Annotated in this window: 12 protein-coding genes; 7 read left to right on the top strand and 5 right to left on the bottom strand. The window is 65.8% G+C overall.

The genetic code is table 11. From position 1 onward, the window contains the following. Positions 1-33: 33 nt before the first annotated feature. From pheA to mtnA, 4 genes are all read right to left on the bottom strand, one after another. Entirely contained in the window at positions 34-1,131 is a 1,098-nt protein-coding gene (gene pheA / locus IB275_RS08395; protein WP_192289281.1) for a prephenate dehydratase, read from the bottom strand. After that, a complete protein-coding gene (gene serC / locus IB275_RS08390; protein WP_192289283.1) occupies positions 1,131-2,216 on the bottom strand; it encodes a 3-phosphoserine/phosphohydroxythreonine transaminase in 1,086 nt (361 codons plus the stop codon). The genes pheA and serC overlap by 1 nt, the downstream gene beginning before the upstream one ends. A gap of 14 nt (positions 2,217-2,230) precedes the next feature. Then, positions 2,231-5,011, bottom strand: coding sequence for a DNA gyrase subunit A (gene gyrA, locus IB275_RS08385; RefSeq protein ID WP_081517945.1), 2,781 nt, complete (start codon positions 5,009-5,011; stop codon positions 2,231-2,233). Positions 5,012-5,244: 233 nt separating this feature from the next. Further along, positions 5,245-6,321 (bottom strand): S-methyl-5-thioribose-1-phosphate isomerase, encoded by a 1,077-nt coding sequence (gene mtnA, locus IB275_RS08380; RefSeq protein ID WP_081517944.1) that lies wholly within the window; start codon positions 6,319-6,321, stop codon positions 5,245-5,247. Between the two features lie 151 nt (positions 6,322-6,472). Here mtnA and IB275_RS08375 point away from each other — a divergent pair, with 151 nt between their 5' ends. The 5 genes from IB275_RS08375 to IB275_RS08355 all read left to right on the top strand — a co-directional run bounded on the left by IB275_RS08375 (position 6,473) and on the right by IB275_RS08355 (position 11,270). After that, positions 6,473-7,798, top strand: a complete 1,326-nt coding sequence (locus IB275_RS08375; RefSeq protein WP_192289285.1) for a TRZ/ATZ family hydrolase — start codon at positions 6,473-6,475, stop codon at positions 7,796-7,798. Between the two features lie 111 nt (positions 7,799-7,909). Continuing rightward, on the top strand, positions 7,910-8,608 hold the full coding sequence (gene ubiG / locus IB275_RS08370; RefSeq protein ID WP_081517942.1) for a bifunctional 2-polyprenyl-6-hydroxyphenol methylase/3-demethylubiquinol 3-O-methyltransferase UbiG: 699 nt from the start codon (positions 7,910-7,912) through the stop codon (positions 8,606-8,608). Then, positions 8,605-9,282, top strand: coding sequence for an N-acetylmuramic acid 6-phosphate phosphatase MupP (mupP, locus tag IB275_RS08365; protein ID WP_139791535.1), 678 nt, complete (start codon positions 8,605-8,607; stop codon positions 9,280-9,282). Before ubiG ends, mupP begins: the two co-directional genes overlap by 4 nt. Positions 9,283-9,333: 51 nt before the next feature. Further along, positions 9,334-10,077 carry a YciK family oxidoreductase gene (locus tag IB275_RS08360; protein WP_138215154.1) on the top strand — a complete coding sequence of 248 codons (744 nt, stop codon included), beginning with the start codon at positions 9,334-9,336 and terminating at the stop codon, positions 10,075-10,077. A 266-nt stretch (positions 10,078-10,343) separates the two neighbouring features. Further along, a complete protein-coding gene (locus IB275_RS08355; RefSeq protein WP_192289287.1) occupies positions 10,344-11,270 on the top strand; it encodes a GGDEF domain-containing protein in 927 nt (308 codons plus the stop codon). Between the two features lie 112 nt (positions 11,271-11,382). On the opposite strand, the gene rluB is transcribed toward IB275_RS08355, so the two are convergent. Continuing rightward, positions 11,383-12,813 carry a 23S rRNA pseudouridine(2605) synthase RluB gene (gene rluB / locus IB275_RS08350; RefSeq protein ID WP_151186359.1) on the bottom strand — a complete coding sequence of 477 codons (1,431 nt, stop codon included), beginning with the start codon at positions 12,811-12,813 and terminating at the stop codon, positions 11,383-11,385. A gap of 122 nt (positions 12,814-12,935) precedes the next feature. On the opposite strand from rluB, the gene IB275_RS08345 reads away from it, so the two are divergent. Both IB275_RS08345 and ccoN read left to right on the top strand, forming a co-directional pair. Next, a complete protein-coding gene (locus tag IB275_RS08345; RefSeq protein WP_192289289.1) occupies positions 12,936-13,370 on the top strand; it encodes an NUDIX hydrolase in 435 nt (144 codons plus the stop codon). A gap of 151 nt (positions 13,371-13,521) precedes the next feature. Then, positions 13,522-14,949 (top strand): cytochrome-c oxidase, cbb3-type subunit I, encoded by a 1,428-nt coding sequence (gene ccoN / locus IB275_RS08340; RefSeq protein WP_192289291.1) that lies wholly within the window; start codon positions 13,522-13,524, stop codon positions 14,947-14,949.

The raw sequence follows: 14,949 nt of genomic DNA, 5'->3' as shown, positions 1-14,949 counted from the left end.
GGCAGCTTGCGGCCCTGGCTTGCGGCTGTCGGTTCAGAGAACCGCTTTGGGGTACGAGCCCAGCACCTTCAGGGCAACGGCTTCGCTGTTGATCTTTTCCAGGACGTCCTTGATCAGAGGGTCCTTGTGGTGGCCGACGAAGTCGATGAAGAACACGTAGGTCCACTTGCCGCTGCGCGACGGGCGGGTCTCGATGCGGGTCAGGTCGATGCCGTTGTTGTGGAACGGCACCAGCAGCTCGTGCAGCGCGCCCGGCTTGTTGCGCATGGAAACGATGATGGAAGTCTTGTCGTCGCCGGTGGGCGGCACTTCCTGGTTGCCGATCATGAGGAAGCGCGTGGAGTTGTCCGGGCGATCCTCGATCTTTTCGTGCAGCTTGTCCAAACCGTACAGGCTGGCGGCCATGTCGCCGGCAATGGCTGCGCTGTTCCACTCGCTCTTCACCCGCTTGGCGGCATCGGCGTTACTGGAAACCGCCACGCGCTCGACGTTCGGGTAGTGCGCGTCCAGCCACTTGCGGCACTGAGCCAGGGACTGGGCGTGGGAGTAGATGCGGGTGATGTTGCCGGTCTTGGTGTTCTCGCCCACCAGCAGGTGATGGTGGATGCGCAGCTCCACCTCGCCGCAGATCACCATGTCGTGCTCGAGGAAGCTGTCGAGGGTGTGGTTGACCGCGCCCTCGGTGGAGTTTTCCACCGGCACCACGCCGAAGTTCACCGCACCGGCGGCGACTTCGCGGAACACTTCGTCAATAGCCGCCATCGGCGTGCTGATCACCGCATGGCCGAAGTGCTTGAGCGCCGCGGCCTGGGTGAAGGTGCCTTCCGGGCCGAGGTAGGCCACTTTCAGCGGCTGCTCCAGGGCCAGGCAGGAGGACATGATCTCGCGGAACAGACGAGCGACTTCCTCGTTGTCCAGCGGGCCCTTGTTCAGCTCCATGATGTGCTTGAGCACCCACGCCTCGCGCTCGGGCCGGTAGAACACCGGCTTCTCGCCTTCGGGCAGGGCAGCCATCTTCACGCGCGCCACGTCGGTGGCGCAGCGGGCGCGTTCGCTGATCAGCTCGAGGATCTTCTCGTCGAGGCTGTCGATGCGTACGCGCAAAGCCTTGAGCTGGTCAGCGTCGCTCATCAGCCGTGCTCCTTCTCGAACTCGGCCATGTAGCCAACCAGGGCTTCGATGGCGTCCAGGCCCAGGGCGTTATAGATGGAGGCACGCATGCCACCCACCGAACGGTGGCCTTTCAGGTTGAGCAGGCCGCGCGCATCGGCGCCTTCGAGGAAGGCCTTGTCGAGCTTCTCGTCGGCCAGGCGGAACGGCACGTTCATCCAGGAGCGGGCGCTGGGCTGGATCGGGTTGGTGTAGAAGTCGCTGTTGTCGATGAAGCCGTACAGCATGTCCTTCTTGGCGCGGTTGCGCTGTTCCATGGCGTCGACGCCGCCCTGCTCCTTCAGCCACTCGAAGACCAGGCCGGAGAGGTACCAGGAGTAGGTAGCCGGGGTGTTGTACATGGAGCCGTTATCGGCGGCGACCTTGTAGTTGAGCATGGTCGGGCAGATGCTGCGGGCGCGGCCCAGCAGGTCTTCGCGGACGATGACAACGACCAGGCCGGAAGGGCCGATGTTCTTCTGCGCGCCGGCGTAGATCAGGCCGAACTTCGACACGTCGGTCGGGCGGGAGAGGATGTCCGAGGACATGTCCACCACCAGCGGGACGTCACCGACTTCCGGAATCCAGTCGAATTCCAGGCCGCCGATGGTCTCGTTGGACGCGTAGTGCAGGTAGGCGGCTTCCTTGGACAGGTTCCACTCGTTCTGCCCGGGAATGGCGAAGTAGTCATACTTGGATGCACTGGCAGCCACGTTGACGTTGCCGTAGCGGCGAGCCTCTTCGATGGCCTTCTTCGACCAGATGCCGGTTTCCACGTAGTCCGCCACGCCGTCTTCGGGCAGCAGGTTCAGCGGAATCTCGGCGAACTGCTGGCTGGCGCCGCCCTGCAGGAACAGCACCTTGTAGTTCGACGGCACGCCCATCAGGTCGCGCAGGTCCTGTTCGGCCTTCTCGGCGATGGCCACGTAGTCGTCGCTACGGTGGCTCATCTCCATGACCGACAGGCCCTTGCCCTGCCAATCCAGCAGTTCGGCGCGGGCGCGCTCCAGCACCTCGGTGGGAAGCGCCGCAGGACCGGCGCAGAAGTTAAAGGCTCGCTTGCTCACATCCACTCTCGCTATCAGTCTTCGCTGGCCTGCGGGGCTTCTTCAGCCGCAGCTTCGCCTGCTTCTGGGTTCTCTTCCGACACTTCGCCCTCGACGATCTCGCCGTCGATGACGTCGTCTTCGTCTTCCACCACGGTCGGCTCCTGCACCCGCTCCAGCCCCACGACGGTCTCGTCGGCGGCCAGCTTGATGAGGATCACGCCCTGGGTGTTACGGCCAGCGCCGCGGACTTCGTCGACACGGGTACGCACCAGGGTGCCCTGGTCGGAAATCAGCATGATCTCCTCGCCGTCCAGCACCTGCACGGCGCCCACCAGGTTGCCGTTACGCTCGTTGATCACCATGGCGATCACGCCCTGGCCACCACGACCGCGACGCGGGTAGTCGGCCAGCGGGGTGCGCTTGCCGTAGCCACGCTCGGAGGCGCTGAGGATCTGCGCTTCGCGGCACTCAGGGATCAGCATGGAGATGATGCGCTGGCCTTCGGCCAGGCGCATGCCGCGCACGCCACGGGCGTTACGGCCCATGATGCGCACCTTGCTTTCCTTGAAGCGGATGACCTTGCCGGCGTCGGAGAACATCATCACGTCCTTCGAACCGTCGGTGATGGCGGCGGCGATCAGCGAGTCACCCTCTTCCAGCTTCAGGGCGATCAGGCCGTTGGAGCGCGGCTTGGTGAACTGGATCAGCGGGGTCTTCTTCACGGTGCCTTTCATGGTGGCCATGAAGATGTACGCGCCGGTCGGCTCGTCCTGGCTGAAGTCGGCGTCGTCGCCCTCTTCGGCCTCTTCGGCTTCCACTACTTCGGCGACCTGCTCGGCGACCACGTCGTCGTCATCGTTCTCGTCGCCGGCGAACTGGGCGCGCACGGCTTCCAGGTCGATCTGCAGCATCGCGGTGATGCGCTCGCCCTCGTCCAGCGGCAGCAGGTTCACCAGCGGACGGCCACGGGCGGTACGCGAGGCTTCCGGGATCTCGAAGGTGCGCAGCCAGTAGACCTTGCCCTTGCTGGAGAACAGCAGCAGGGTGGCGTGGCTGTTGGCGACCAGCAGGTGCTCGATGTAGTCCTCGTCCTTCACGCCACTGGCGGACTTGCCCTTGCCACCGCGACGCTGGGCCTCGTAGGCGGCCAGCGGCTGGGACTTGGCGTAGCCGCCATGGGAGATGGTCACCACGCGCTCTTCTTCGGTGATCAGGTCGGCGATGGTCAGGTCCATCTGCGAGGCGACGATCTCGGTGCGGCGGGCGTCGCCGAACTCGGCCTTGACCTTTTCCAGCTCCTCGCGGATGACTTCCATCAGGCGCTCGGGGCTGGTCAGGATACGGATCAGCTCGCCGATCAGGGTGAGGATTTCCTGATACTCGGACAGGAGCTTCTCGTGCTCCAGGCCAGTCAGGCGGTGCAGGCGCAATTCCAGGATTGCCTGGGCCTGTTCCGGCGACAGGAAGTACTTGCCGTCACGCAGGCCGTACTGCGGGTCCAGGTCTTCCGGGCGGCAGGCATCGGCGCCGGCGCGCTCGACCATCGCTTCCACGGCGCTGGATTCCCAGCCAGTGGCGATCAGGCGCTCCTTGGCCTCGGCCGGGGTCGGCGAGGTCTTGATCAGTTCGATCACCGGGTCGATGTTCGACAGGGCAACGGCCTGACCTTCGAGGATGTGGCCGCGCTCGCGGGCCTTGCGCAGCTCGTAGACGGTCCGGCGGGTCACCACTTCACGGCGGTGACGAATGAACACCTCGAGCATGTCCTTGAGGTTCATCGTGCGCGGCTGGCCATCGACCAGGGCCACCACGTTGATGCCGAAGACGCTCTGCAGCTGGGTCTGGGCGTAGAGGTTGTTCAGCACGACCTCGCCCACTTCGCCGCGACGCAGCTCGATGACCACGCGCATGCCGTCCTTGTCGGACTCGTCGCGCAGCTCGGTGATGCCTTCGATCTTCTTCTCTTTCACCAGCTCGGCGATCTTCTCGATCAGACGGGCCTTGTTCAGCTGGTAGGGCAGCTCGGTGATGATGATCTGCTGGCGGTTGCCGCCCTTCTCCATGTCCTCGATGGTGGCGCGGGCACGGATATAGACGCGACCACGACCGGTGCGATAGGCCTCGATGATGCCCGCACGGCCGTTGATGATGCCCGCGGTCGGGAAGTCCGGACCGGGGATGTACTGCATCAGGTCATCAATGGACAGCTCGGGGTTGTCCATCAACGCCAGACAGCCGTCGATCACCTCGGTGAGGTTGTGCGGCGGAATGTTGGTCGCCATGCCCACGGCGATACCGCTGGAGCCGTTGACCAGCAGGTTCGGGATCTTGGTCGGCATGACCGCCGGGATCTGCTCGGTGCCGTCGTAGTTGGGCACCCAGTCGACGGTTTCCTTGTCCAGGTCCGCCAGCAGCTCATGGGCGAGCTTGGACATGCGCACTTCGGTGTATCGCATGGCTGCGGCGTTGTCGCCGTCCACCGAACCGAAGTTGCCCTGGCCGTCGACCAGCATGTAGCGCAGCGAGAACGGCTGGGCCATGCGGACGATGGTGTCGTACACCGCAGTGTCGCCGTGCGGGTGGTACTTACCGATCACGTCGCCGACCACACGGGCGGACTTCTTGTAGGGCTTGTTCCAGTCGTTGCCCAGTTCGCTCATGGCGTACAGGACGCGACGATGCACGGGCTTCAAGCCGTCGCGCGCATCGGGCAGGGCACGACCGACGATCACGCTCATGGCGTAATCGAGGTAGGACTGTCGGAGTTCGTCTTCGATGTTGACCGGGAGGATTTCTTTGGCCAGTTCGCCCATGAGAAGCCTGGTTCCTTTTTCAAATGGGACTCCGCCAAGCCCGTCCTGAGCCCGGCGGAGCGCGGTGCGCCATCAAAGCGCCACCGACTCTCTACAAATCAACGACTTGGCCGTTGATCCGCGATGCTGTGGGGGCCGAAAAAATGCCCCATCAAGAACCGTCGGAGCTTACCACAAGCCAGGGTCAAACCCTACCCTCGGCCAAGCCCCTCGATGAATTGCCGCAGGCCCCGTCAGTGCAGGCGCTTGCGGCTCATCAGCTGGGCCATCCGCTCGGTGTCCGGACGTTCGACGACGCCGCGCTCGGTCACGATGGCGTCGATCAGGTCGGCCGGGGTCACATCGAACACCGGATTGAAGGCTTCGACGTCAGCGGCGACACGTTTGCCGCCGATTTCCAGGAGTTCGCGACCGTCACGCTCCTCGATCGGAATGTCCTCGCCGCTTTCCAGGCCCATGTCGATGGTCGAACTGGGCGCCACCACCATGAAACGCACGCCGTGGTGCATCGCGGTGACCGCCAGCTGATAAGTGCCGATCTTGTTGGCGACGTCGCCGTTGGCGGTGATACGGTCGGCGCCGACAATGACCCAGGTGATGCTTTCGGTCTTCATCAGATGCGCGGCGGCCGCGTCCACGTTCAGGGTGACCGGCACGCCTTCGTTGGCCAGTTCCCAGGCAGTCAGGCGAGCGCCCTGCAGCCAGGGGCGGGTCTCGTCGGCGTAGACACGCTCGATCAGCCCTTCCAGATGCGCCGCGCGCAGCACGCCCAGTGCGGTGCCGAAGCCACCGGTGGCCAGGGCGCCGGTATTGCAGTGGGTGAGGATCTTCTGCGGGCCGCCATGGTGCTTGCGGATCAGGTCCACGCCCAGTTGAGCCATGGTCAGGTTCGCCTCGCGGTCGCTCTCGTGGATCGCCACGGCCTCGGCTTCCAGCAGCGGCAGCGGGTCCTCGCCCGGCTTCAGGCGCTCCAGGCGGTCGCGCATGCGGTTCAGCGCCCAGAACAGGTTGACTGCGGTCGGACGCGACTCGGCCAGCACCGTGAAATCATCTTCCAGCGCCGCGCGCCAGTCGCCACCAGCGGCCACACGGGCACGCAGGCCCAGCACCAGGCCATAGGCAGCGGCGATGCCAATCGCCGGCGCGCCGCGCACGACCATCTGGCGAATGGCGTCGGCTACGCCTTCGGCGGTCTCGTACGACAGCCAGGTTTCCTCCAGCGGCAGCAGGCGCTGGTCCAGCAGACGGAGTGTGCCCTTGCGCCAATCAATGGCCGTGACCCGTTCGGCCGCCAACAGTCGCTCACGCATGGAACACCTCTTCATTTCAATGGAATCGCGGGCCGCTCCGGCGCCACGGGAATCACCCGGAAACACCGGGAAACGGCCGAGTATACCGAGCCTGAAGCCCTGGTGCTCGGCTATACTCGGCGCCTTTATCCACGCGCCCAGGATGCGCTTCATGCCGACCGAAAAAGTCCCGCTCGACCTGCTGCTCTTCCCCACCTGGATCGTCCCCATCGAACCCGCCGGCGTCGTCCTGCGCGATCACGGCCTGGGCATCCGCGACGGCCGCATCGCCCTGCTCGCCCCTCGCGCCGAAGCGCTGCGCCATCCGGCCACGGAAACCCGCCAGCTGCCGGGCATGCTGCTCTCCCCCGGTCTGATAAACGCCCACGGCCACGCGGCAATGAGCCTGTTCCGAGGCCTGGCGGACGACCTGGCGCTGATGACCTGGTTGCAGGAACACATCTGGCCGGCGGAGGCCAAGTGGGTCAGCGAGGACTTCGTCCGCGACGGCACCGAACTGGCCATCGCCGAGCAGCTCAAGGGCGGCATCACCTGCTTCTCGGACATGTACTTCTTTCCGCAGGTCGCCTGCGAGGTAGTTCACAAGGCCGGCGTGCGCGCGCAGATCAGCGTGCCGGTGCTGGACTTCCCGATCCCCGGCGCCCGCGACGCCGACGAGGCGATCCGCCAGGGCCTGGCGCTGCGCGACGACCTCAAGCATCACCCGCGCATCAAGGTCGCCTTCGGCCCGCACGCGCCCTACACGGTCAGCGACGACAAGCTGGAAACCATCCTGATGCTCGCCGAGGAGCTGGACGCCGGCATCCACATGCACGTCCACGAGACTGCCTTCGAGGTCCAGCAGGCGCTGGAGAAGAACGGCGAACGGCCCCTGGCCCGCCTGCATCGCCTCGGCCTGCTCGGCCCTCGCTTCCAGGCGGTGCACATGACCCAGGTGAGCGAGGACGACCTGATCATGCTGGTGGAAACCAACAGCTCGGTGGTGCACTGCCCGGAATCCAACCTCAAGCTGGCCAGCGGCTTCTGCCCGGTGGAGCGGCTGTGGCAGGCCGGCGTCAACGTCGCCATCGGCACCGATGGCGCGGCCAGCAACAATGACCTCGACCTGCTCGGCGAAACCCGCACCGCCGCACTACTGGCCAAGGCCGTGGCCGGCCAGGCCACCGCACTGGACGCCCACCGCGCGCTGCGCATGGCCACCCTGAACGGCGCCCGCGCGCTGGGCATGGAGCAAGAGACCGGCAGCCTTGAGCTGGGCAAATCCGCCGACATCACCGCCTTCGACCTCTCCGGGCTGGCCCAGCAGCCGGTGTACGAGCCGGTCTCGCAGGTCATCTATGCCAGCGGCCGCGACTGCGTTCGCCATGTCTGGGTCGGCGGCAAGCAGCTGCTGGACAACGGCAAGCTCACCCGCCTGGACGAAGAGCGCCTGATCGCCGTCGCCGGCGAGTGGGGCCGCAGGATCGCCGGCGCCTGAGCCCCGACGCCCCTGGCGCTGCGACAATCTGTCATGCCGCGCCCCATCCATTGAACGAAGCTGGCATCATAGTCAGCCTTCGTTTCCAGCTTTTTGATCAATAGGGACACCATGAGCAACGTCGACCACGCCGAGATCGCCAAATTCGAGGCCCTCGCCCACCGCTGGTGGGACCGCGAAAGCGAGTTCAAGCCCCTGCACGACATCAACCCGCTGCGGGTCAACTGGATCGACGAGCGCGTCAGCCTCGCCGGCAAGAAGGTGCTCGACGTCGGCTGCGGCGGCGGCATCCTCAGCGAAGCCATGGCCCAGCGCGGCGCCACCGTCACCGGTATCGACATGGGTGAAGCGCCCCTGGCGGTCGCCCAACTGCACCAGCTGGAATCCGGCGTACCGGTGGAGTACCGCCGCATCACCGCCGAAGACCTGGCCGAAGAGATGCCCGAGCAGTTCGACGTGGTGACCTGCCTGGAGATGCTCGAGCACGTGCCGGACCCGGCCTCGGTCATCCGCGCCTGCTACCGGATGGTCAAGCCCGGCGGCCAGGTGTTCTTCTCCACCATCAACCGCAACCCGAAGGCATACCTGTTCGCCATCGTCGGTGCGGAGTACGTGATGCGCCTGCTGCCGCGTGGCACCCACGACTTCAAGAAGTTCATCCGCCCCTCCGAGCTGGGCGCCTGGTCGCGTGACGCGGGCCTGGCGGTCAAGGACATCATCGGCCTGACCTACAACCCGCTGACCAAGCACTACAAGCTGGCGGGCGACGTCGACGTCAACTACATGATCCAGACCCTGCGCGAGGAGTGAGTCGCATGCTCAGAGCGGTTCTCTTCGACATGGACGGCACGCTGCTGGATACCGCGCCGGACTTCATCGCCGTGTGCCAGGCGATGCTCGCCGCCCATGGTCGCGCGCCGATCGATGACCAGCGCATCCAGGATGTGGTTTCCGGCGGCGCCCGCGCCATGGTCGCCGCGACCTTCGACATGGACCCGGAGGCCCCCGGCTTCGAGGCCCTGCGCCAGGAGTTCCTCGACCGCTACCAGGAGCATTGCGCCGTCTTCACCCGCCCGTACGACGGCATGACCGAGCTGCTGGAGAGCATCGAACAGTCGCGCCTGATCTGGGGGGTGGTGACCAACAAGCCGGTGCGCTTCGCCGCGCCGATCATGGAGCAGCTCGGCCTGGCCGAGCGCTCCGCCGTGCTGGTTTGCCCGGACCACGTGACCAGGAGCAAGCCGGACCCGGAAATGCTCCTGCTGGCCTGCAGCCAGCTGAAGGTCGACCCGTCCGAAGTGCTGTTCATCGGTGACGACCTGCGCGACATCGAGTCGGGCCGCGCCGCCGGGACCAAGACCGCGGCCGTGCGCTACGGCTATATCCACCCGGACGACAACCCCGCGCACTGGGGCGCCGACGTCATCGTCGACGCACCCCGCGACCTGCTCGCCGTCCTCGACCGCGCCCTCTGCTCCTGCTGAGCCGACTTCCCGGGAGCCCGTCGCGCTGACGGGCTCCGCCAAGGAGAAACCATGTTCGACTATTCCGCCCGCCCCGACCTACTCAAGGGCCGCGTGATCCTGGTGACCGGCGCCGGCCGCGGTATCGGCCGGGCCGCCTCTCTCGCCTTCGCCGCCCACGGCGCCACCGTACTGCTGCTGGGCAAGACCGAGGACTACCTCAACGAGGTCTACGACCTGATCGTCGCCGCGGGTCATCCGGAACCGGTGGTGATTCCGCTGAACCTGGAAACCACCCTGCCGCACCAGTACGACGAACTGGCGGCGATGATCGAGAAAGAATTCGGCAAGCTCGACGGCCTGCTGCACAACGCCTCGATCCTCGGCCTGCGTTCGCCCATCGAGCAGATTTCCACCGACAACTTCACCCGCGTCATGCAGGTGAACGTCAACGCCATGTTCAGCCTGACCCATACCCTGCTGCCGCTGCTCAAGCTCTCCGAGGACGCCTCGGTGGTCTTCACCTCCAGCAGCGTCGGCCGCAAGGGCCGGGCCTACTGGGGCGCCTACGCGGTGTCGAAGTTCGCCACCGAAGGCCTGATGCAGGTACTGGCGGACGAGTGCGAGGACATCACCCGCGTGCGCGCCAACAGCGTCAACCCCGGTGCTACCCGAACCGCCATGCGCGCCCACGCCTATCCGGGCGAGAACGCCTACAACAACCCGGCGCCGGAAGAGATCATGCCGGTCTACCTGTACCTCATGGGCCCGGACAGCCAGGGTGTGAACGGGCAGGCCTTCAACGCTCAGGACTGATTCCGCCCCTGAAGATTCGGCACTGACGTACCAGCGGCGTTGGCCTGCAGCCCAGCAACCACGCCGCTTTCCGCCAATTTTCCGGCTCCATCTCTCACCACCTCCGGCAAAGTGCCACTATTTCGCCAGACTTCTGGCGAAACCTTCCGCCCCTCGGGAACCCTGACCGCCATCGGTCGGTCAATACGGCGTCTTTTCAGGCCTTTCCGCGCCCTGGCACGGAAATCGCTCTGTCCTCCGCAAACGCCGTAAAAATGGTCACCGCCATGGTTCCTCCCAAGCAGTCCAACACCATCGATTTCGATGCTGCCAAGCTCCAGCGCGCAGCCAGCCAGGACACCCGCGCCCTCTCGCGGCGTCCGCTGGACCTGCTGGAATTGCGCCAGCAGCTGAACCTGCAATTGCAGGTGAGCCTGGAGGCCGAGCGCATCCTGGCGGTGTTCTTCCGCGAGATCCAGCAGATGCTGCCGGTGGAATACATGGCCTACTCCCACGCCGGCGCCGACCTGCGCCTGGAGTTCGGTGAAGCGGCCCGGCACAACGCCGACTACCGCCTGACCCACGGTAGCGAATACCTCGGCGAGATCAGCTTCCGCCGCGCCCGGCGCTTCTCCGAGGCCGAGCTGTCGCAGCTGGAATCGCTGATGGCCTGCCTGCTCTACCCGCTGCGCAACGCCCTGCTCTACCGCGCCGCCGTGCAGTCGGCACTGCGTGATGCGCTGACCGGCACCGGCAACCGCATCGCCATGGACCAGACCCTGGGCCGCGAGGTCGAGGTGGCACGGCGGCACCTGCTGCCGCTGTCGATCCTCATGCTCGACCTTGACCACTTCAAGCAGATCAACGACGAGCACGGCCACAGCGTCGGCGACGACGCCTTGCGCGCCGTGGCCACGGCACTGAAGAACAGCCTGCGCAACGTCGACATGGTGTTCCGCTTCGGCGGCGAGGAGTTCCTCGTACTGCTCTCCAACACCCCCGGCGTCTCCGCCGTGCAGGTGGGCGAACGGCTTCGCGCTGCCGTGGAGGAGCTGAACCTGGCCGCCGACGGCAAGCGCTTGCCGCTGTCCATCAGCCTGGGCTGCGCGACACTCAATGGCGGCGAGTCGGTGGACGATCTCCTGCGTCGGGCAGACAACGCCCTCTACGAAGCCAAGCGCGACGGCCGCAACCGGCTGGCCTGCGCCAGCTGACGCCTGCCTCGACTGCAGGAGCACTGCCGGGTCGACAGCGCAATGCTTTCCCACCCAATCGCAGGCAATAAAAAAGGGCTCCGAGGAGCCCTTCTTCATTTTCCGCTATCGCTTAGCGCTTGAAGCCCGGACGCATGCCGTCACCGGCAGCTTGCGGACGACGCTTGGCGATCGGCTTGCGGGCGACCGGCTTGCCGGGACGCTCGGCCAGCGGAGCGCCCTTCTCGCGAGCCGGACGGTCGCTTGGCGCCTTGCGCGGAGCACGGCCTTCGCCGGCATCGCTGCGCGGGCCACGGGCCGGACGATCGGCGCCGTCACGCGGAGCGCGAGCAGGACGATCACCACCGGCGTCACGCGGCTTGCGCGGAGCGCGGCCTTCACCAGCATCGCTGCGCGGTCCACGAGCCGGACGATCACCCGCATCGCGCGGAGCACGAGCAGGACGATCACCACCGGCGTCACGCGGCTTGCGCGGGGCGCGGCTGTCGGCGGAGTCACCGCGCGGGGCGCGCGCCGGACGGTCGCCTGCATCACGCGGAGCGCGAGCCGGGCGCTCGTCCGAATCGCGCGGAGCACGGGCCGGACGCTCACCAGCAGCCGGACGCGGAGCACGCTGCGGACGCTCGCCTTCGGCGCGCTCGGTGCGGGTACGCGAGCCACGGCCAGGACGCTCGCTGGGCGCCAGCTTCTTGCCGAGCTTGCGCTCCTGGCGCTCGACCTTTTCCTTGGTCTTGGTGGAGACCGCCGGCAGGGCGATCGGCGTCAGGCCGACTTCCTCGCTGAGGATGTCCAGCTCGCGCTGGCCCATCTCGCGGTAGCGGCCCATGGTCAGCTCGGAGGTCAGGAAGACCGGTCCGAAGCGCACGCGCTTCAGGCGGCTGACCACCACGCCCTGGGATTCCCACAGGCGGCGGACTTCGCGGTTACGGCCTTCCATCACCACCACGTGGTACCAGTGGTTGAAGCCTTCGCCACCCGGCGCTTCCTGGATGTCGCTGAACTTGGCCGGGCCGTCTTCGAGCATCACGCCAGCTTTCAGGCGCTCGATCATCTCTTCGTCGACTTCGCCACGCACGCGCACGGCGTACTCGCGGTCCATTTCGTAGGACGGGTGCATCAGGCGGTTGGCCAGCTCACCGTCGGTGGTGAACATCAGCAGGCCGGTGGTGTTGATGTCCAGGCGGCCGACGTTGATCCAGCGGCCACTGCGCAGGCGCGGCAGGCGGTCGAATACGGTCGGACGGCCTTCGGGATCGTCGCGGGTGCAGACTTCGCCTTCGGGCTTGTTGTAGATGAGCACGCGACGGACGTGCTCTTCGATCTTCTCGCGCTTGAGCAGGCGGTCATCGACGGCGATGGCGTCGCGGTCGCCCACGCGCTGGCCAAGGGTGGCCACGGCGCCATTGACCTTGACGCGGCCTTCTTCGATCCAGGCCTCGACGTCGCGGCGCGAGCCGACGCCCATGCGGGCGAGGACTTTCTGCAGTTTCTCGCCGGCCGGGGCTGGGGTAAGTTCTTCAAGGTTTTCGTGCGTGTCGGTCATCTGGGCACCTCCCGGTGTGGCATGCAACGAATAAAAAAGGTCGCGCATCATACGCGCTTGCGGGCAGCAAAGCACCGTCCGCAGTCGGGAAAGACTAGTCGACTTACAGGGGGAAGATAGCCATGCAGCCAGAAGACGACTTCACCGGCGCCAAACTCGCGCTGTTCCACGGCGGCCAGCTGGTGGTCTACAAGCGCGACGAGAAGCCCGGCATCCCCTACCCCGGCTGCTGGGACTTCCCCGGCGGCGGCCGCGAAGGCGGCGAAACGCCGGCGCAATGCGCGCTGCGCGAACTGGAGGAAGAATTCGCCCTGCGCCTGGACGAGCAGCGCATCGAATGGCAGCGCCGCTACCCGGCCACCCATGGCCCGGCGCCCTGGGCGTGGCTCCTGGTGGCGCGCCTGGAACAGGCCGAGTTCGAGGCCATCCGCTTTGGCGACGAAGGCCAGTACTGGCGCCTGATGCGCGTCAGCGAATACCTCGCCCACGACCAGGCGGTGGATTACCTGCAGGAACGCCTGCGGCATTTCCTCGCAGGACGGCTGGACATCGCCTGATTCCGCACCGCAGGCCGCTGATCCGTATTTGCGCGGCCTATCTGAATCTGTTTCCTGCCCGCGCATTTTCCTAGATTGCCCGCTCACCGAAGCGCGTCGGACTCGCAGTCCATGGCGCGCCCGGACGTTCTGACACAAGCGGGAATCGAGCATGAACACGAAAAGCACGGAGCAGGCGTACAACTACAAGGTGGTCCGCCAGTTCGCCATCATGACGGTGGTCTGGGGCGTCATCGGCATGGCCATGGGGGTTCTGATCGCCTCCCAACTGGTCTGGCCGCAACTGAACCTGGACCTGCCCTGGACCAGTTTCGGGCGCCTGCGCCCGCTGCATACCAGCCTGGTGATCTTCGCCTTCGGCGGTTGCGCACTGTTCGCCACCAGTTACTACACGGTGCAGCGCACCTGCCAGACGCGGCTGTTTTCCGACAGCCTCGCCGCCTTCACCTTCTGGGGCTGGCAGGCGCTGATCGTGACCATGATGATCACCCTGCCGCTGGGCTACACCACCACCAAGGAATACGCCGAGATCGAATTCACCGGCGCGGTGTGGATGGCCATCGTCTGGGTCGCCTACGCGGTGGTGTTCTTCGGCACGCTGATGAAGCGCAAGACCTCGCACATCTATGTGGGCAACTGGTTCTTCGCCGCCTTCATCCTCGTTACGGCAATGCTGCACATCGTCAACCACCTGGCCATTCCGGTGGACTGGTTCAAGTCCTACCCGGTCTACTCCGGCGCCACCGATGCCATGGTGCAGTGGTGGTACGGGCACAACGCGGTGGGCTTCTTCCTCACCACCGGCTTCCTCGGCATGATGTATTACTTCGTGCCCAAGCAGGCCGGGCGACCGGTGTACTCCTACCGGCTGTCCATCGTGCACTTCTGGGCGCTGATCACCCTGTACATCTGGGCCGGCCCGCACCACCTGCACTACACCGCGCTGCCCGACTGGGCGCAGTCGCTGGGCATGGTGATGTCGCTGATCCTCCTGGCGCCCAGCTGGGGCGGCATGATCAACGGCATGATGACGCTCTCCGGCGCCTGGCATAAGTTGCGCACCGACCCGATCCTGCGCTTCCTGGTGGTCTCCCTGGCGTTCTACGGCATGTCGACCTTCGAAGGTCCGATGATGGCGATCAAGACTGTCAACGCCCTGTCTCACTACACTGACTGGACCATCGGCCACGTCCATGCCGGCGTACTGGGCTGGGTGGCGATGATTTCCATCGGCTCGCTCTACCACCTGATTCCCAAGGTCTTCGGTCGCGAACAGATGCACAGCATCGGTCTGATCAACGCACACTTCTGGCTGGCCACCATCGGCACGGTCCTCTACATCGCCTCGATGTGGGTCAACGGCATCACCCAGGGCCTGATGTGGCGCGCGGTGAACGCCGACGGCACGCTCACCTATTCCTTCGTCGAAGCGCTGCAGGCCAGCCATCCCGGCTTCGTGGTGCGCATGAGCGGCGGCATGCTGTTCCTCGGCGGCATGCTGCTGATGGCCTGGAACACCTGGATGACCGTGCGCCAGGCGCGCCCGGAAGCCCTGCGCATCGCCGAGCGGATGGCCTGA

The organism is Pseudomonas sp. PDM21 (genome assembly GCF_014852505.2).
Taxonomy (GTDB): Bacteria; Pseudomonadota; Gammaproteobacteria; order Pseudomonadales; family Pseudomonadaceae; genus Pseudomonas.
The sequence above is the reverse complement of the archived record's forward strand: the minus strand, read 5'-3'. Positions and strand labels throughout refer to the sequence as shown.